The sequence below is a fragment of the Streptomyces sp. NPDC006368 genome (assembly GCF_040612535.1).
In the GTDB taxonomy this organism is placed as follows: Bacteria; Actinomycetota; Actinomycetes; order Streptomycetales; family Streptomycetaceae; genus Streptomyces.
On sequence record NZ_JBEXQK010000020.1, the window covers coordinates 31,604 to 49,670 of the forward strand.

Annotated in this window: 19 protein-coding genes and 1 pseudogene; 11 read left to right on the forward strand and 9 right to left on the reverse strand. The window is 72.2% G+C overall.

The annotated features are described in order from the left end of the window. Positions 1-3: 3 nt before the first annotated feature. From ABZZ38_RS17130 to ABZZ38_RS17175, 10 genes are all read left to right on the forward strand, one after another. Positions 4-183 (forward strand): hypothetical protein, encoded by a 180-nt coding sequence (locus tag ABZZ38_RS17130; RefSeq protein ID WP_356740331.1) that lies wholly within the window; start codon positions 4-6, stop codon positions 181-183. Further along, positions 180-896: a phosphoadenylyl-sulfate reductase gene (locus tag ABZZ38_RS17135; protein WP_356740333.1), complete on the forward strand. Its 717-nt coding sequence runs from the start codon at positions 180-182 to the stop codon at positions 894-896. Before ABZZ38_RS17130 ends, ABZZ38_RS17135 begins: the two co-directional genes overlap by 4 nt. Beyond that, positions 878-1,456: an adenylyl-sulfate kinase gene (gene cysC / locus ABZZ38_RS17140; protein WP_356740335.1), complete on the forward strand. Its 579-nt coding sequence runs from the start codon at positions 878-880 to the stop codon at positions 1,454-1,456. Before ABZZ38_RS17135 ends, cysC begins: the two co-directional genes overlap by 19 nt. Positions 1,457-1,550: 94 nt before the next feature. Next, the gene (gene cysD / locus ABZZ38_RS17145) at positions 1,551-2,489 is read left to right on the forward strand and encodes a sulfate adenylyltransferase subunit CysD (RefSeq protein WP_356740337.1); all 939 of its coding nucleotides are present in this window, start codon (positions 1,551-1,553) and stop codon (positions 2,487-2,489) included. 2 nt (positions 2,490-2,491) lie between these two features. Next, positions 2,492-3,823, forward strand: a complete 1,332-nt coding sequence (locus ABZZ38_RS17150) for a GTP-binding protein (RefSeq protein ID WP_356740339.1) — start codon at positions 2,492-2,494, stop codon at positions 3,821-3,823. Positions 3,824-4,052: 229 nt separating this feature from the next. Continuing rightward, entirely contained in the window at positions 4,053-5,162 is a 1,110-nt protein-coding gene (locus ABZZ38_RS17155; protein ID WP_356740341.1) for an aliphatic sulfonate ABC transporter substrate-binding protein, read from the forward strand. A 37-nt stretch (positions 5,163-5,199) separates the two neighbouring features. Then, entirely contained in the window at positions 5,200-5,991 is a 792-nt protein-coding gene (locus tag ABZZ38_RS17160) for an ABC transporter ATP-binding protein (RefSeq protein ID WP_356740343.1), read from the forward strand. Then, positions 5,978-6,868 carry an ABC transporter permease gene (locus ABZZ38_RS17165; protein ID WP_356740345.1) on the forward strand — a complete coding sequence of 297 codons (891 nt, stop codon included), beginning with the start codon at positions 5,978-5,980 and terminating at the stop codon, positions 6,866-6,868. The genes ABZZ38_RS17160 and ABZZ38_RS17165 overlap by 14 nt, the downstream gene beginning before the upstream one ends. Positions 6,869-6,876: 8 nt before the next feature. Continuing rightward, on the forward strand, positions 6,877-7,614 hold the full coding sequence (locus ABZZ38_RS17170; RefSeq protein WP_356740347.1) for a sirohydrochlorin chelatase: 738 nt from the start codon (positions 6,877-6,879) through the stop codon (positions 7,612-7,614). Positions 7,615-7,658: 44 nt separating this feature from the next. Then, a complete protein-coding gene (locus tag ABZZ38_RS17175) occupies positions 7,659-8,507 on the forward strand; it encodes an aldo/keto reductase (RefSeq protein ID WP_356740349.1) in 849 nt (282 codons plus the stop codon). Here the strand turns inward: ABZZ38_RS17175 and ABZZ38_RS17180 are convergent. The 7 genes and pseudogenes from ABZZ38_RS17180 to ABZZ38_RS17210 form a co-directional block, all read right to left on the reverse strand. Next, positions 8,497-8,862 (reverse strand): nuclear transport factor 2 family protein, encoded by a 366-nt coding sequence (locus ABZZ38_RS17180; protein WP_356740351.1) that lies wholly within the window; start codon positions 8,860-8,862, stop codon positions 8,497-8,499. The two genes, ABZZ38_RS17175 and ABZZ38_RS17180, sit on opposite strands and share 11 nt — an antisense overlap. Next, positions 8,855-9,406 carry a DUF1697 domain-containing protein gene (locus tag ABZZ38_RS17185; RefSeq protein WP_356740353.1) on the reverse strand — a complete coding sequence of 184 codons (552 nt, stop codon included), beginning with the start codon at positions 9,404-9,406 and terminating at the stop codon, positions 8,855-8,857. Before ABZZ38_RS17185 ends, ABZZ38_RS17180 begins: the two co-directional genes overlap by 8 nt. 83 nt (positions 9,407-9,489) lie before the next feature. Beyond that, positions 9,490-10,683, reverse strand: a complete 1,194-nt coding sequence (locus tag ABZZ38_RS17190; RefSeq protein WP_356740355.1) for a S8 family serine peptidase — start codon at positions 10,681-10,683, stop codon at positions 9,490-9,492. A 366-nt stretch (positions 10,684-11,049) separates the two neighbouring features. Continuing rightward, positions 11,050-11,399 (reverse strand): annotated as a pseudogene (locus tag ABZZ38_RS17195) (nucleotide disphospho-sugar-binding domain-containing protein); the annotation flags it as partial. 57 nt (positions 11,400-11,456) lie between these two features. Beyond that, entirely contained in the window at positions 11,457-12,755 is a 1,299-nt protein-coding gene (locus ABZZ38_RS17200; protein WP_356740357.1) for an extracellular solute-binding protein, read from the reverse strand. Beyond that, positions 12,755-13,597 (reverse strand): carbohydrate ABC transporter permease, encoded by an 843-nt coding sequence (locus tag ABZZ38_RS17205; RefSeq protein ID WP_356740359.1) that lies wholly within the window; start codon positions 13,595-13,597, stop codon positions 12,755-12,757. Before ABZZ38_RS17205 ends, ABZZ38_RS17200 begins: the two co-directional genes overlap by 1 nt. Continuing rightward, on the reverse strand, positions 13,594-14,583 hold the full coding sequence (locus ABZZ38_RS17210; protein ID WP_356740361.1) for a sugar ABC transporter permease: 990 nt from the start codon (positions 14,581-14,583) through the stop codon (positions 13,594-13,596). Before ABZZ38_RS17210 ends, ABZZ38_RS17205 begins: the two co-directional genes overlap by 4 nt. A 161-nt stretch (positions 14,584-14,744) precedes the next feature. Here ABZZ38_RS17210 and ABZZ38_RS17215 point away from each other — a divergent pair, with 161 nt between their 5' ends. After that, a complete protein-coding gene (locus ABZZ38_RS17215) occupies positions 14,745-15,596 on the forward strand; it encodes an aminoglycoside phosphotransferase family protein (RefSeq protein WP_356740363.1) in 852 nt (283 codons plus the stop codon). Between the two features lie 38 nt (positions 15,597-15,634). On the opposite strand, the gene ABZZ38_RS17220 is transcribed toward ABZZ38_RS17215, so the two are convergent. Then, a complete protein-coding gene (locus tag ABZZ38_RS17220; RefSeq protein ID WP_356740365.1) occupies positions 15,635-16,348 on the reverse strand; it encodes a 3'-5' exonuclease in 714 nt (237 codons plus the stop codon). Positions 16,349-16,510: 162 nt separating this feature from the next. Continuing rightward, complete coding sequence (locus tag ABZZ38_RS17225; protein ID WP_356740367.1) at positions 16,511-17,755, reverse strand: SAV2148 family HEPN domain-containing protein; 1,245 nt, start codon at positions 17,753-17,755, stop codon at positions 16,511-16,513. Between the last annotated feature and the right edge of the window lie 312 nt (positions 17,756-18,067).

Here is an 18,067-nt window from a genome sequence, read left to right on the forward strand (position 1 = left end):
GGCATGAGTGAGCGCGCGGCGCCGTTCCACTGCCCGTACTGCGGCGACGAGGACCTGCGGCCGAACGAGACCGGGCACGGCGCCTGGGAATGCGCGGCCTGCAACCGAGCCTTCCAGTTGAAGTTCCTCGGGCTGCTGTCCCGGGGGCTTCGGCGCGACGACGGTGGAGGGGAAGCGATATGACGAAGACTCAGGTAACGGAGGACCGCACGGCGGAGGACCTCAGGGCGCTCGCCGAGCAGGCGGGCCGGGACCTCGAGGACGCGTCCGCGCCGGAGATCCTGAAGTGGGCGGCCGACACCTTCGGCAAGCGCTTCTGCGTCACCTCCTCCATGGAGGACGCGGTCGTCGCCCACCTCGCCTCCCGTGTCTTCCCCGGCGTCGACGTCGTCTTCCTCGACACCGGCTACCACTTCCCCGAGACCATCGGCACCCGTGACGCGGTCGACGCCGTGATGGACGTCAACGTCATCACGCTGACCCCGCGCCGGACGGTCGCCGAGCAGGACGCCGAGTACGGCCCCCGGCTGCACGACCGCGACCCCGACCTGTGCTGCGCCCTGCGCAAGGTCAAGCCACTGGAGGAGGGGCTGACCGCGTACGCCGCGTGGGCGACCGGGCTGCGCCGCGACGAGTCCCCGACCCGGGCGAACACCCCGGTCGTCGGCTGGGACGAGAAGCGCCGCAAGGTCAAGGTCTCGCCGATCGCCCGCTGGACCCAGGACGACGTGGACGCGTACGTCGCCGAGCACGGCGTACTGACGAACCCGCTGCTCATGGACGGGTACGCCTCCGTCGGCTGCGCGCCCTGCACCCGCCGGGTGCTGGAGGGCGAGGACGCGCGCGCCGGCCGCTGGGCGGGCCGGACCAAGACGGAATGCGGGCTGCACGGCTGATGACGACCACTCAGGAGACACAAGTGACGACCGGAGCCACCATCTGGCTCACGGGTCTGCCGAGCGCCGGCAAGACCACGATCGCGTACGAGCTGGCGGGCCGGCTGCGCGCCGATGGGCACCGCGTCGAGGTGCTGGACGGCGACGAGATCCGCGAGTTCCTGTCGGCGGGCCTCGGTTTCAGCCGCGAGGACCGGCACACCAACGTGCAGCGGATCGGCTTCGTCGCCGAGCTGCTGGCGTCGAACGGCGTGAAGGTCCTGGTGCCCGTCATCGCCCCCTATGCGGACAGCCGTGAGGCGGTGCGGGCGCGCCACCGGCGGCAGGGCACCGCGTACGTCGAGGTGCATGTCGCCACGCCGGTCGAGGTGTGCTCCGTACGCGATGTGAAGGGCCTGTACGCCAAGCAGGCGGCGGGCGAGATCAGCGGGCTCACGGGCGTGGACGACCCGTACGAGGAGCCGGAGACCCCGGACCTGCGCATCGAGTCCCAGAACCAGACCGTGCGGGAGTCCGCCGCCGCGGTCCACACGCTGCTCACCGAAAGGGGCCTGCTGTGAGCGACGCGCACGACGCGGCCGGCTGGCCGCAGACCACCACGATGGCAGCACCTTCGCGCCGGGCAGGCGGAGAAGCGAACGAAAGGGCCGCAGCATGACGACGAGCGTCAACGTCGTGGGTGAGGGCACCGGCACCCCGTACGCCCTGACCCACCTGGACGCCCTCGAATCCGAGGCGGTGCACATCTTCCGCGAGGTGGCGGGCGAGTTCGAGCGGCCGGTGATCCTCTTCTCCGGCGGCAAGGACTCCATCGTCATGCTGCACCTGGCGCTGAAGGCGTTCGCCCCGGCCGCGATCCCCTTCTCGCTGCTGCACGTGGACACCGGGCACAACTTCCCCGAGGTCATCGAGTACCGCGACCGCACGGTGGAGAAGCACGGGCTGCGGCTGCACGTCGCCTCCGTGCAGGAGTACATCGACGCGGGCAAACTGCGCGAGCGCCCCGACGGCACCCGCAACCCGCTGCAGACGGTGCCGCTGACCGAGGCGATCCAGCAGCACCGCTTCGACGCCGTCTTCGGCGGCGGGCGCCGCGACGAGGAGAAGGCACGCGCCAAGGAGCGGGTGTTCTCCCTGCGGGACGAGTTCTCCCAGTGGGATCCCCGCCGGCAGCGCCCGGAGCTGTGGCAGCTGTACAACGGCCGCCACGCGCCCGGCGAGCACGTGCGCGTCTTCCCGCTGTCGAACTGGACCGAGCTGGACGTGTGGCAGTACATCGCCCGGGAGAACATCGAGCTGCCCGCGATCTACTTCGCCCACGAGCGGCCGGTGTTCCGGCGTGACGGCATGTGGCTGACCGCCGGAGAGTGGGGTGGCCCGAAGGACACCGAGACGGTCGAGACCCGCCTGATCCGGTACCGGACCGTGGGTGACATGTCCTGCACGGGCGCCGTCGAGTCCGACGCCACCACGCTGGACGCCGTGATCGCCGAGATCGCCGCGTCCCGGCTCACCGAGCGGGGCGCGACGCGCGCCGACGACAAGCTGTCCGAAGCGGCGATGGAAGACCGCAAGCGCGAAGGGTACTTCTAGCCATGACCAGCACCACCGAGCAGCTCAGCGCCACCACGCTGCTGCGTTTCGCGACGGCCGGGTCCGTCGACGACGGCAAGTCCACCCTGGTGGGCCGGCTGCTGCACGACTCCAAGTCGGTGCTGACCGACCAGCTGGAGGCCGTGGAGCACGCCTCCCGCTCCCGTGGCCAGGAGGCGCCCGACCTCGCGCTGCTGACGGACGGTCTGCGGGCCGAGCGTGAGCAGGGCATCACCATCGACGTCGCCTACCGCTACTTCGCCACGCCCCGGCGCCGGTTCATCCTGGCCGACACGCCCGGGCACGTGCAGTACACCCGCAACATGGTCACCGGCGCGTCCACCGCCGAGCTGACGGTGATCCTCGTCGACGCCCGTAACGGTGTCGTCGAGCAGACCCGCCGGCACGCCGCGATCGCCGCCCTGCTGCGCGTCCCGCACGTCGTCCTCGCCGTCAACAAGATGGACCTCGTCGAGTACGCCGAGCCGGTCTTCGCGAGGATCGCCGAGGAGTTCACGGCGTACGCCCTGGAGCTGGGCGTCCCGGAGGTCACCGCGATCCCGATCTCCGCGCTCGCCGGGGACAACGTCGTGGAGGCGTCCTCGCACATGGACTGGTACGGCGGCCCGACGGTGCTGGAGCACCTGGAGACCGTGCCGGTCAGCCACGACCTGACGAGCTGCCACGCGCGCTTCCCCGTCCAGTACGTGATCCGCCCGCAGACCGCCGAGCACCCCGACTACCGGGGGTACGCCGGGCAGATCGCGGCCGGTACGTTCCGCGTCGGCGAGCGGGTGACCGTGCTGCCCTCCGGGCGTACGTCGACGATCACCGGGATCGACCTGCTGGGTGAGCAGGTGGACGTGGCGTGGACCCCGCAGTCGGTGACCCTGCTGCTGGCGGACGACATCGACATCTCGCGCGGTGACCTGCTCGTGCCCAGCCACGACGCGCCCGCCACCAGCCAGAACATCGAGGCGACCGTCTGCCACGTCGCCGACCGGCCGCTCGCGGTGGGCCAGCGGGTGCTGCTCAAGCACACCACCCGCACCGTCAAGGCGATCGTCAAGGACATCCCGTCCAGGCTGACGCTGGACGACCTGTCCCAGCACCCGGCGCCCGGCCGGCTGGTCGCCAACGACATCGGCCGCGTCGTCGTCCGCATGGCCGAGCCGCTGGCGATCGACGCGTACGCCGACTCGCGCCGCACCGGTTCCTTCCTGCTCATCGACCCGGCCGACGGCACCACGCTCGCCGCGGGCATGGCGGGCGACGCCTTCGCCACCGCCGAGGCGCCGGTGGCCGTCGCGGACGACGAGGGCTGGGACTTCTGAGGTGACCACCATCGACGTCTATGCGACCTTCGCGAAGGAGGGCGGCCGGATCGGCAGCGGCGCCGTCGGCGCGGGGACCGGGGGTGTCGCACGATGTGTCAGCTGACGCCGCGTCCGCTCCCGCGCCACCCGCACCGCCGAAGACAGCCATCTGCCCACTTCCCGGCCACGCCCCTGACGACGATCAGGAGGACGTGAGCACCGGGCCCGACGAGAGGAACACCCTCCCGTGCCTGCCACTTACCGCACCACCACCCTGCGCCGCGGTCTCGCCGCCGCGGCGGCGCTGCCACTGTTGATCGGTGCTCTCGCCTCCTGCGGTTACGGCTCCAAGGCCCCCACGGAGACCCGGGTGGAGGCCAAGGGCGAGAAGCTTTCGGCCGACGAGGTGCGGCTCGGGTACTTCCCGAACCTGACCCACGCCACGGCCCTGGTGGGCGACCAGGAGGGCATCTTCCAGAAGGAGCTGGGCGGCACCCGGCTGAAGGTCTCCACCTTCAACGCCGGCCCCTCCGAGATCGAGGCGCTCAACGCCGACTCGATCGACATCGGTTTCATCGGTCCCTCCCCCGCGATCAACGGCTACACCAAGTCCAAGGGCAAGAACCTCCGCATCATCGGCGGGGCGGCCTCCGGCGGGGTGAAGCTGGTCGTCAACCCGGACAGGATCAAGACCCTGGCGGACGTCAAGGGCAAGCGGATCGCCACGCCGCAGCACGGCAACACCCAGGACGTCGCGTTCCTCAACTGGGTCTCGGAGCGGGGCTGGAAGGTCGACGCGCAGAGCGGCAAGGGCGACGTCTCCGTGGTCCGTACGGACAACAAGGTGGCCCCCGACGCCTACAAGTCGGGCTCGATCGACGGCGCGTGGGTGCCGGAGCCGACCGCGTCCAAGCTGGTCAGCGAGGGCGCGAAGGTGCTGCTCGACGAGTCGGTGCTGTGGCCGGACAAGAAGTTCGTGATCACCAACATCATCGTGTCGCAGAAGTTCCTCACGGCGCACCCGGACGTGGTCGAGGCGGTGCTGCGCGGCTCGGTGCGGACCAACGCGTGGATGAACGCCAATCCGGACAAGGCGAAGGCGTCCGCGAACGCCAAGCTGAAGGCGCTCACCGGCAAGCCGCTCGGCGACAAGGTGATCGACCCGGCGTGGCCCTCCATCCGGTTCACCGACGACCCGCTGGCCGCCACGCTCCAGGCGCAGGCCGATCACGCGGTGGAGGCGGGCCTGCTGAAGAAGCCCGATTTGAAGGGCATCTACGACCTGAAGCCGCTCAACAAGGTCCTCGAGGCCGAGGGCAGGCCCGAGGTCCCCGACGCCGGTCTCGGCGTCAAGTAACCCGCTCCCGTACGACCGATCCCAGGAGGTGACGACCATGGCCACCACGTTCGCCAAGGCCGAGGACCGTGCCACGGTGTCCACTCACGCGGCCCGGCTCGCGCACGTATCGAAGTCCTTCACCACCCCGGCCGGACGGCAGCTCGTCCTCGACGACATCTCGCTCGACGTCGCGCCGGGTGAGTTCGTCACCCTCCTGGGAGCCTCCGGCTGCGGCAAGTCCACGCTGCTCAACCTGGTCGCGGGGCTCGACCGGCCGTCCGCGGGGTCGATCGACACCCCGGGCGGTCGGCCGGCCCTGATGTTCCAGGAGCACGCGCTGTTCCCGTGGCTGACGGCGGGCAAGAACATCGAGCTGGCGCTGCGGCTGCGCGGCGTCGCGAAGAACGAGCGGCGCGCCGAGGCCGAGCGGCTGCTGGAGCTGGTGCGGCTGAGCGGCTCGTACGGCAAGCGGGTGCACGAGCTGTCGGGCGGTATGCGGCAGCGGGTGGCGCTGGCCCGGGCGCTCGCCCAGGACAGCGACCTGCTGCTGATGGACGAGCCGTTCGCGGCGCTGGACGCCATCACGCGCGACGTGCTGCACGACGAGCTGACCCGGATCTGGCGCGAGACGCGACTGTCGGTGCTGTTCGTCACGCACAACGTGCGCGAGGCGGTGCGGTTGGCGCAGCGCGTGGTCCTGCTGTCGTCCCGGCCCGGCCGGATCGCCCGTCAGTGGGAGATCGACATCCCGCAGCCGCGCCGTATCGAGGACGCCGCCGTGGCGGAGCTGTCCGTCGAGATCACCGAAGAACTGCGTGGGGAGATCCGCCGTCATGGCCAGCACTGATACGACGACCGCCGCGAAGGCGGATGATCTCGCCGGCCTCGAGGCGGGTCTCGACGCCCTCGACGCCGTGCACGTGGCGCGCACCCCGGTGCGGGACGTCCTGCTGAAGAAGGTCCTGCCGCCGGTGGTGGCGGTCGCGCTGGTGCTGGTGGTGTGGCAGCTGCTGGTGTGGGCGAAGGTCACGGACGAGTTCAAGCTGCCGCCGCCGTCCGCGGTGTGGGACAGCCTGACCACCATGTGGCTGGAGGGCACGCTCCTCGACGTGCTGTGGACCAGCGTGTCGCGGGCGCTGCTCGGCTTCCTCATGGCCCTGGCCATCGGTACGCCGCTGGGGCTGCTCGTCGCCCGGGTGAAGTTCGTGCGGGCGGCGATCGGCCCGATCCTCTCCGGCCTCCAGTCGCTGCCGTCGGTGGCGTGGGTGGCGCCCGCGGTCCTCTGGATCGGCCTCAACGACTCGATGATGTACGCGGTGATCCTGCTGGGCGCCGTGCCGTCGATCGCCAACGGCCTCGTCGCGGGCGTCGACCAGGTGCCGCCGCTGTTCCTGCGGGCCGGGCGGACGCTCGGCGCGACCGGGCTGCGGGGCGCCTGGCACATCGTGATGCCGGCCGCGCTGCCGGGCTACCTGGCCGGTCTGAAGCAGGGCTGGGCGTTCTCCTGGCGGTCGCTGATGGCCGCCGAGATCATCGCCTCCTCGCCCGATCTGGGCCTGGGGTTGGGCCAGTTGCTGGAGAACGGCCGCAACAACATCGACATGCCGGGCATCTTCCTGGCGATCATCCTCATCCTGGTCGTCGGCATCGCCATCGACCTGCTGATCTTCAGCCCGCTGGAGCGCACGGTGCTGCGCCGGCGCGGTCTGCTGGTGAAGAGCTGAGCCACGCCATGAACCGTCCCGTCCTTCTCGTCATCGCCCACGGCAGCCGCGACCCGCTCCACGCCGCGACCGTCCACGCCCTGGTGCGGCGGGCCGCCGGCCTGCGGGCGGGGCTGCGGGTGGAGACGGCGTTCCTGGACTTCAACGTCCCGTCGGTGCCGGCCGTGCTGGAGCGGCTCGCGGCGGAGGGGGTGCGCGAGGTGATCGCCCTCCCCCTCCTGCTGACCCGCGCCTTCCACGCCAAGGCCGACATCCCGGCCGTCCTGCGCGAGGCCCCGGCGTCCCTGCGGATCCGGCAGGCGGACGTCCTCGGCCCGTCGCCGCTGCTCGTGGCGGCGGTGGAGCGGCGGCTGTACGAGGCGGGGCTCGCCCCCGCCGACAAGGGCTCGACCGGGGTCGTCCTGGCCGCGGCGGGCTCCACCGACCCGGAGGCGATCGCAGTGATCGCTGAAATGGCGCGGGAGCTGCGGCGCACCGGTTGGTGCTCCGTGCGGCCTGCGTTCGCCTCCGCATCCCTTCCCCGCACCGAGGACGCGGTGCGGGCGCTGCGCGCCGACGGCGTACGCCGGGTGGCGGTGGCGCCGTACGTCATCGCGCCGGGCCGTCTGCCGGACCGGATCGCCGAGGGCGCCGCCGGCGCGGATGTCCTCGCCGCCGTGCTGGGGCCGTCACCGGAGCTGGCGCGGCTGCTGCTGGAGCGGTACGACGGGGCGGCGCGCGCCGAGGAGCGGGTGGCCGCCGCTTAGGCCCATCGGGCCTGCGCCGAGAGGGGCGCGGTTACAGTCCGGTCATGATCTCGGACACCTTCGCGCTCGGTGGCGACCTGCCCGTACGCAGACTCGGTTTCGGTACGGCGCAGTTGACGGGACGCGGCTACTGGGGGCCGCGCGGTGAGCGGGCGGACGCGGTGGCGCTGCTGCGGCGGGCGGTCGAGCGGGGGGTGACCCTCATCGACACGGCCGACAACTACGGGCCGGGCCTCGCCGAGGAGTTGGTCGCCGAGGCGCTGCACCCGTATCCGGCGGGTCCGGTCGTGGCGACCAAGGGCGGTGTGGTCCGGACGAGCGACAGCGCCTGGCACATCGAGGGGCGTCCGGAGCGGCTGCGGGCGATGTGCGAGGCGAGCCTGCGGCGGCTGCGTACGGACACGATCGATCTGTACCAACTGCACCGGCTGGATCCCGCGGTGCCGATGGAGGACCAGCTCGGGACCCTGATGGAGCTGCGCCGGGAAGGCAAGATCCGCCACATCGGCCTGGACACGGTGTCCGCCGCGCAGGTGGAACAGGCGCTGACACTGGCGCCGGTGGTCTCCGTGCAGAACCGTTTCAACCTCCTGGACCGGGGAGCGGAGGAGGTCCTGGCGCTGTGCGAGGCGCGGGGTGTGGCGTTCCTGCCGTGGTTCCCGCTCGCCAACGGAGCCCTGACCGGTGCGGAGGCCGCCGAGCTGGACGGTGTCGCCGCGCGTCACGGCGCGAGCAGGGGTCAGATCGCGCTGGCGTGGCTGCTGCACCGCTCCCCCGTCCTGCTGCCCACGCCGGGCACCGGGTCGCTCGCGCACCTGGACGAGAATCTGGACGCCGCCTCCGTACGCCTGGACGCGGCCGATCTGGCGCGGCTGGACGGGATCAGTCCGTGAACGGCGTGCCCTGGTGGAAGTAGAGCAGCCAGCCCCGGTCGGTGCGCAGCCACAGGGAGCTGCGGTGCGTGCGGCGGCCCCCCGATTCGGTGTCGAACGTCAGGTGCACCACGTCGTCGGCGAGCTGCGTGCCGCGCATGGGCGAGGTGGTGAGGGCCCGGGGCGGCGGGGCGTCGTCCGCGGTGATCGCGGCGAGCAGGGAGGTGCGGTCCCAACGGCGGCCGGAGGCGCCGAACTCGTGGAACTCCGGGTGGAGCAGCTCCTCGAAGAACGCGGGGGTGGTGCGTACCGCCGGGTCGAGCAGGCGCAGCTCCCCTTCGATGGCGGCGGCGACGGCGGGCGTCGGGTCAGCCACGGGTCAGCTCCACCAGCTTGACGACGGTGTTCCAGTTTCGGGTGGTGGCGACGATGCCCTTGGTGAGGGCGGGGCGGGAGAGCGCGTCGGCGAGTCCGGAGCGGCCCAAACCGTCCGGGGCGTAGAGGTACAGCGCCCGGTCGCCGAGCCGGAAGTCCTCGGGGAGGAAGGCAGCCCGGTCCAGCGCGGCGAACCGCTCCGGGCCGACCGGCTCCGAGAAGTACGTGACGTGCAGTTGCTTGGCCTCGAGCTCGGCGGCGGGGAAGGGACAGGCGTCGGCGACGGCGCGCAGGTACGGGGCGCCGCGGACGAGGCAGTCGACGCGGAAGCCGAAGTGCTTCTCGATGGCCTGCTCCACCTCCGCGCGCAGCTCGTCCTCGCCCGCGCGGGACGCGGTGGCGAAGGCCGCGTTGCCGCTCTGCAGATAGGTCCGTACGTCGCTGTGGCCCAGGTCCGTGAGGACGGTGCGGAGCTCCGCCATGGGGACTCTTCTGTGGCCGCTGACATTGATACCGCGCAGCAGTACGGCGTACCTCGTCGTCATGGTCACACGATAGGACGGCCGCCGCGCCCCGTGGGGGAGGGCACGGCGGCCGCCGGTCCGGTGGGACCGCGCGCGGGGTGGGCCTACTCGACGATCTTCAGCAGCTTGTTGGCCGTGCCGCCGGTGGGGTTGGAGATCCTGCCGGCGGTGGCGCCGTCGGTGAGGGCCTTGGCGACCTGCTCCGGGGTGGCGTCCGGGTGGCCCGCCAGGTAGACGGCGGCGGCGCCGACGACGTGCGGGGTCGCCATGGACGTACCCGAGATGGTCCTGGTGCCCTCGTCGCTGTCGTTCCAGGCCGAGGTGATGTCGGAGCCCGGGGCGTAGACGTCCACGACGGAGCCGAAGTTGGAGAAGGCCGACTGCTGGTCGTCCTTGGTGGACGAGGCCACGGTGATGGCCTCCGGGACGCGGGAGGGGGAGCCCTGCCCGGCGTCGCTCGACTCGTTCCCGGCGGCGACGCCGAAGGTGACGCCGGAGGCGATGGCCTTGCGGACGGCCTCGTCGAGGGCCTCGTCGGCGCCGCCGCCGAGGCTCATGTTGGCGACGGACGGGCCCCGGTGGTTCCTGGTGACCCAGTCGATGCCGGCGACGACCTGCTCGGTGGTGCCGGAGCCGTTGTCGTCGAGGACCCGTACGGCGACGATCTTCGCCTTCTTGGCGACGCCGTGCGCGGCGCCCGCGATGGTGCCCGCGACGTGGGTGCCGTGTCCGTTGCCGTCGGTGGCGTCGTCGTCGTTGTCGACGGCGTCGAAGCCGGAGACGGCGCGTCCCTGGAAGTCCTTGTGGCTGACGCGTACGCCGGTGTCGATGACGTACGCGGTGACGCCCTCGCCCGCCTTGTCGGGGTAGGTGTACGCACCGTCACCCGCGGTGTCGGCCTGGTCGACGCGGTCGAGGCCCCAGGACGGCGGGTTCGCCTGGGTGGCGCTGATGGTGAACTTCTTGTTCTGGACGACCTTGGCGACGGCCGGGTCGGCCGCGAGCCGCCTGGCCTCGGCCTGGGAGAGCCCGTTCGCGGAGAAGCCGTTGACGGCGGAACTGTAGCTGCGGCGCAGGGTGCCGCCGTACTCCTCGGCGAGCTTCGCCTTGTCCGCCTTCTCGTCCAGCAGGACGATGTAGCTCCCGGCGACGGCGCCTTCGGCACCCAGGCCGTACACGGTGCCCTCCGCGGGCGCGGGGGCCGCACCGGCGTAGGACGGGCTCAGGACGGCCACTCCGGCGACGGCGGCTATGGCGGCGGTGAGCTTGAGGCCGCGGGCGCGGTGGTGAATGGTCATGAAGAGGGGTCTCCTCGTCATCTTTTGTGGGGGGAATGGCCCCCGGACGGAAGATTTCCGGGGACTGATCCAAAACCCTGACCGATTGACGCGCCCGGATCAAGACCTTCATACGCCTGTGACTTACTCAACAAGTGTTCGTAATAAGAAAACGGACGCGAACCGGCAAGCCGGGCAGGCCCGTTGACGCCCCGGCCGGTGTGGGACCCCGGGGTGAGAACCGGGCAATCGAGCCAACGGCCGGTCGCGGCCCCCGTGTTGGATGCGGCCCTGGCGAACCCCCCGGCCAGGTGGGCGCGTCGGCGACCGTCCACAGGCGTATCGGCGACGCGGGCCCCTTCCACTACCGACGCCGGGCGGACGGGGTCACGCGCCGCGCGGCACCGGCCCCAGCTCCGCCTCGATGAGGTCCGCCGCCCGCCGCGCGCCGCCCTCGGTGGCCACGCGGAGGCGGATCCCCGTCGCCCGGCGCGCGACCTCGGGGTTCTCGACGAGGCCGAGGACGGCCTCCCGCAGCGTGTCGGCGGTGGCGTCGGCCATCGGGAGGTGACGGGCCACGCCGAGGGACGCCGGCGCGTCGGCGTTTGCCGAACCGGTCGACGGCCTGCGGTACGGCGACCATCGGCGTGCCCGCCGCGAGGCCCTCCTGCCCGTCGCCCCGCGCCCGCGTGCGCGAGGAACGCGTCCGTCTCGCGCAGGATCGCCAACTGTGGGACCCGGCGGTGCACTGCCACCGTAACGAGACGAGGCGTCTCGCGTAACCGGTGCGGGGCTCAGCGCTGATAGCGCGCCAGGACCCGGTTGCCGTCCTCGACCAGCCGTTTCTCCAGCTCGGCGACGTCGATGGCGCCGCTGTAGTACTCCTGGAAGGCGGGCGTGGCCACCTTGTCCTTCCACTCCGGGTAGCCGCGCACCGACTGCGCGGGCGCCGGGCGGAGGTCCTTCGCCAGCGCCACGCCCGTCGCCCAGCCGTCCCGCGCCGTGCGCAGCGACGGGTCCCCCAGCGCCTGCGTGCCGGTCGGCAGCATCCAGTCGCCGCGCGCCAGGCGCACCATGTTGCGCGGTCGCAGCAGGAAGTCGATGAACCGCGCGGCTTCCTTCTTGTGCGGGCTGTCCTCGGCGATCGACAGGGTCTGCGGGCTCACCCCCTGCGCGAGCCCCTCCTCCCCCGCGGGCGCGGGCAACACCGTCCACTCGAACCCCTCGGGCGCCTGCTGCGCGATCTGCTGCCGGTACGAGAAGCCGAGCGGGACCATCGCGTACGTGCCGCCGAAGAAGCCCGGCAGCGTGTCGGAGCCTCCCATGCCGAGGGTGGAGCGGGGCGCCGTGCGGTCGGTGTTGATCTGGGCGTGGACGGTGCCGGGCATGACGGCGTCACCGCCGGTGAAGCGGACGCGGACCTTCCCGTCGCCGTCGCGGTGGAAGAGCCGGCCGCCGGCCGACAGGCCCAGGTTGAGCGAGACGGAGACCGGCTCCTTGAGCGGCCAGGCGACGGCGTGCCCGCCGTCGCCCATCGTGGCCGTGAGCCGGCGTGTGACCTGCCGGAACTCCGCCCAGGTCCAGGGCCTTTCGGGGGTGGGGACGCGGACGCCGGACGAGGTGAGGATCTTCCTGTTCGCCATGATGACGCGCGGTTCCTGGAGGAACGGCACGCCGTACACCCCGTCCCCGAACGTGGTGGCCTCCCAGCTTCGCGCCGGGATGTCCGCCTTCAGCCGGGCGGACAGCAGGCCGCGCAGGTCGGCGAGGTAGCCGCCGTACGCGAAGTCGGCGAGGTCGTCGGAGGCGTCGTGGATGATGTCGGGCGCCTCGCCGCCCTCGAAGGAGGTGAGGAGCTGGTCGTGGACGCTGTCCCAGCTGCCCTGGACGTACCGCACCTGGACGTCGGGGTGGGCCGCGTTCCACTCCGCGACCAGCTCCTTGTTGGCGTCGACGGACTCCTTCTGCCAGGCGAGCGACTGGAAGCGCAGGACGATCCTTCCGGGGGTGTCCTCGCCGCTCCCGCCACCGGAGCAGCCCGCCACCAGCAGGACGAGTGCGGTGACCACGGCGGCCACGCGTCGTGCGCGCATCAGGACTTCACCGCCCCGGCGAGCGTGCCGCCCGTGATGCGTTTCTGGATGACCGCGAAGACGACCAGCGAGGGAAGCGTGGCCAGGAACGCCGCCGCGGCGAGCGGGCCGAGGTCGGCGGCGCCCTCGGCGCCGATGAAGTGGGTGAGGACGACGGGCAGCGTCTGTTTCTCCGGGGTCTTGAGGAGGACCAGCGCGAAGAAGAACTCGTTCCAGGCGGTGATGAAGGCGAAGAGCGCGGTGGCGACGATGCCGGGCGCCAGCAGGGGCGCGGTGACCGAGACGAGCGTACGGAGCCGGCCCGCCCCGTCCACGGCTGCGGCCTCCTCCAGCTCGGCCGGCACAGCCCGTACGTAGCCGGTCAGCATCCACAGCGCGAACGGCAGCGACCACACCACGTACACCAGGACCAGCCCGAACAGGGTGTTGATCAGGTGCAGGTTCTTCAGGACGAGGAAGAGCGGGATGATCACCAGCACGAAGGGGAACGCCTGGCTGACCACGACCCACCCGGTGGCGGCGGCGGAGAGCCTGCCGCGGTGCCGGGCCATGACGTACGCCATGGGGGTCGCGAGGGCGACCGCGATCAGGGAGGCGCTGAGGGCCGCGAGGAGGCTGTTGGCGGCGGCCTGGAGCAGGGGCTGCTCGTCGAAGGCCTGCCGGAAGTTGGCGAGCGTGGGGTCCTCGGGGATCCAGGTGGGGTGCAGGGAGCCGAGCTCGCGGGCGGGTTTGAAGGCGGTGGAGATCAGCCAGAGGAAAGGGAAGGCGAGGAAGAGCAGATACCCGAGGAGCGCGAGGTACTGGCCGGCCCGGGCGGGCCCGCGGGCGCGCAGAGCGTTCATCGGTCCTGTCCTCCCCTCAGCCGGGCCACGAGACGCAGGGCGAGGGCGAGGGAGATCGCGGCGACCATCACACAGCCCATCGCCGCCGCGTAACCGAATTGCCCGTACCGGAAGGCCTCTTCGTACGCGAAGAGCATGGGCAGGCGGGTGCGTCCGCCCGGGCCGCCACTGGTCAGGACGTACACCAGCGCGAAGGCGTTGAAGTTCCAGATGAGGTTGAGCGCGGTGATCGCGAGGGCGACGGGCCTCAGCGCGGGCCAGGTGACGGTACAAAAACGGCGCCACGCGCCCGCGCCGTCGAGTGCGGCGGCCTCGTGGAGCTCCCGCGGGGTGTTCTGGAGGCCGGCGAGCAGGGTGACGGTGGTCTGCGGCATGCCCGCCCAGACGCCGACGAGGATGACGGCGGGCAGGGCGGTGACGAGCCCGGTGAGCCAGGGCCGGCCGCCGCCGAGGCCGAGGTCGCGGAGGGTTTCGTTGAGGACGCCGGCGTCGGGGTGGTAGACGAGCCGCCACATGATGCCGACGACCACCTCGGGCATGGCCCAGGGGATGATGGCGAGGGCCCGCGCCAGCCGGCGGAAGCGGAGGTGCTGGTCGAGCAGCAGGGCGAGGCCCAGCGCGAGGACGAACTGCGGGACGGTCACACCGACCGCCCAGACGAGGCCGATGCGGAACGATTCCCAGAACAGCGTGTCGTGCAGCAGGTCCTGGAAGTTGAGTCCGCCCACCCACTGGGTGGGCCGGGTGCGCCCCGACTGCGCGTCCGTGAAGGCCAGGGCGATGCCGTAGAGCAGCGGGCCGACGCTGAGGACGAGGATGGGGATCAGAGCGGGCAGGACGAGGAACCAGGCGCCGTGGTCTCCCGGCCGGTGACCGGGTCCGCCGCCACTTCGGTTTCTCCCGGTTGTCCGGGGTTTCCCCGCTTCGTCGGTGTGCTCTTCTCCGGCTGTCCCGCCGGACCGCGCCGTCGCGGTCGTCCATGTCACGGAACAGCCCCCTCGGTGAAGGTGACCCGGCCTGGCGTCATCGTCCTGACGGTCCGTCGGTTCGTCAAGCAGGTGCGCGTCGTCACGCGGGAGCGGGTCGTCGTCCGGGAGCGGGCGGATGCGAGACTGTGCCGGATCGGCACGGGCACGGAAGGAACACGATGGACGAGGCGCGGGCGCGGGACGTCCTGGACGCCGCCGGCGTGGAGCCGGGCGCGGCACTGCTGGCGCTGGGCGAGAACGCGGTCTTCGCCGCCGGTGACCGGGTGGTGAAGGTGGGCCGCGGGGCGGAGCTGCTGGAGCGGGCCGAGCGCGAGGTGGCCGTCGCCTCCTGGCTGGAGGAGGCCGGTGTCCCCGCCGTACGGGCGGCGGAGCCCAAGCCCCGGCTGGTGCACGGCCACCCGGTGACCGTCTGGCACCGGCTGCCCGACGCCGTACGCCCGCCCGAGCCGAAGGACCTGGCTCCGCTGCTGCGCCTGGTCCACGGGCTGCCCGAGCCGGCCTTCGGCCTCCCGCGCCGGGAGCTGCTGGGGGGCGTCGAGCGCTGGCTGCGTCTCGCGGGTGACGCGATCGACCCCGCGGACGCGGCGTACCTGCGGGAGCGGCGCGACGGCTTCGCCGCCGCCGCGGCGGCGCTGACCCCGCGACTGACGCCGGGCCCGATCCACGGTGACGCGCTGCCCCGCAACGTCCATGTCGGCCCGGACGGCCCGGTCCTGGTCGACCTGGAGACGTTCGCGTCGGACCTGCGGGAACACGATCTGGTGGTGCTCGCGCTCGCCCGGGACCGCTACGGCCTCGCCCCGGCGGCCCACGACGCGTTCACCGCGGCGTACGGCTGGGACGTGCGCGAGTGGGAAGGCTGCGCCGTGCTGCGCGGCGCCCGGGAGACGGCCAGCTGTGCCTGGGTGGCGCAGCACGCCCCCACGAACCCCAGGGCGCTGGCCGAGTTCAGGCGCCGGGTGGCGTCACTGCGGGAGGGCGACCCGGAGGTGCGCTGGTACCCGTTCTGACCCTCACCGCTGCCCGACACCGCTGTCCGACCGGCCGGTCAGCGGCTCCGTGGTATGACCGGCCACGCCGGCTCGACGACCGCCGTCGGGTTCGCCGTCCGGCGCAGGTACACCTGGAGCGAGACCGCCTGCTCGGCAGCCGCGCGCACCTGGAGGTCATGCAGGTCCGCCGGCGACATCGTCGCGACGGGCCGGTGCCTCTCCGCCATGCGCCGCACCACACGGGCGGCGGCCACCGCGTCCGCCGTGGCGTCGTGCGCCTCGTCGAGCGTCACGCCGTAGTGGGCGCAGAGCGCCTGGAGGGCGCGCCTGCCCCTCCGGTACTTGTCGACGTGCTTGTCGATCACCAGCGGGTCGATGACGGGTGACGGCACATCGCCCAGTCGCTCGCTGATGGACGCGACGCCGTGCCTCCGGCACTCACGGTCCAGTAGGGACAGGTCGTAGGGCGCGTTCATCACCACCAGCGGCACCCCCGAGCGCAGCACGTCGGCGACGGCGCGGGCGATGTCCTCGACCGCCGAGGCCGCGGGTGCCCCGTGGGTGCGGGCGTGTACCGTCGAGATGCCGTGGATCGCGGACGCCTGCTCGGGTATCGCCACGCCGGGGTCGAGCAGCCAGGTCCGTTGCTCCGAGACGGTTCCGTCCGGCTCCAGTCGCACCAACGCGGCGGTGACGATGCGGTCGGTCTCGACGTCGGTACCCGTGGTCTCCAGGTCGAATCCGACCAGCGTCTCCCGGTGCCAGCCCATGCTGTACCTCCTTGTGGTGCGGTGGTGCGTCCCCCGTGCGGTGCACTCTCCCCTGGTGGGTCTTCACCCTCCCACGCACCACTGACAATCGGCCCCGCCCACCGTTCCGCACGGCCCCGCCCGGCCCCGGCCGCGGTCAGAAGACCGGGGCCGGGGCCGCGGTCAGGAGACCGGCCGGGAGTCCGCCCACACCGACTCGAACTCCTCGCGGTACGTCTCGAACAGCCCGTGGTCGGGCTCCGCCCCGGAGGAGGTGACGACCGGGCGTCTGCCGCCGCGCAGCACCAGTACGGGCGCCTCCATGCCACGGGCCCGGCGCAGATAGTTCTGGATGACGCCGACCCCGTCCGGCCCGTCCCCGTCCACGAGGTACGCGGTGAAGCGGGGCGTTTCGTCGAAGACCTGGATCTCGAAGGCGCCGGGGTCGCGCAGCCGGGAGCGCACCCGCCTCATATGGAGGATGTTCATCTCCACCGAGCGGCTCAATTCACCCTTTTTGATCCCAAGTTCCCTTTCGCGGCGTTTGACGGCACTGCTCGCCGGATTGAGGAAGAGCAGCCGTATCCGGCAGCCGGATTCGGCCAGCCGCACCAGCCGCCGCCCGGAGAAGTTCTGCACCAGCAGGTTCAGGCCTATGCCGATGGCGTCGAGGCGCCGGGCCGCGCCGAAGAGGTCCTCGGCGGGCAGCTGCCGCTGCAGCCGCACCCGGTCGGGGTGGACGGAGACCACGTCCGCGTACCGGTCGCCGACGAGGTCCTCCACCGCGTCGACCGGCAGCCGGTGGGCGGACGGCACGCCCGCGCCGCTGCCCAGGATCTCCAGGAGCCGGGCGGACGCCCGCTCCGACTGGTCGAGCACGGTGCGCGAGAGCGCCCGGTTGCGGGAGACCACGTTGCGGGTGACCTCCAGCTCGTCGAGGGCGAGCTCCACCTCGCGCCGGTCGTCGATGTAGGGCTCGAAGCACGGCCAGTGCTGGATCATCAGCTCGCGCAGCTGGGGCAGCGTGAGGAAGCTGAGCACATTGTCGTCGGCGGGGTCCAGGAGGTAGCCCTTGCGGCGGGAGACCTCGCGTACGGCGACGGCGCGCTGCACCCACTCCTGCCCGGCGGGCCCGGCCGCGGCCACCACCCAGTCCTCGCCGTGGACCGGCTCGTAGATGGGGCGCAGGACGGCGGCCACCACGGCGCGCAGCCGCTGTTCGACGAGGTTCAGCCAGATGTACGCACGTCCGGCCCGCTGGGCGCGGGTGCGCACCTCGCTCCAGGCCTCCGCGCCCCAGTCCAGCTCCGCCCCGATCTCCATCGGCCGGGCGAGTGAGACCGCGCCGGGCGGGACATCAGCGGGGTCAGTGGAGTCCCCCTCATGACCTGAGTCACCTGGGGGCAGCTCCAGCCCTCCCGAGCTCACCCGCGCACCGCCTTCAGTTCTCCGGACCACCCGTCTGCAACGATCAAGGAAGGGTACTCCGGTAGGGGGACGCGGTGCAGCCGGATCCCCAGGCCTCTTCCCCAACCTCCGTGGTCCTCGCGGCGGTTCCGGACGACGGGATGGGCCGGAGTGAGCGGATTCATAGTGGTTGCGTCCCCTCGGCGGGCCGGCCGGCCCCGGCGGAGGGCGGTACGGGCCGGCCCCGGCGCCCCGGGCGACGCGCCGGAACGCGAAGTTGACCCGGGCGACCGGACACCCCCGGACAGACCGGACACGGGCACCGCAGTCCTA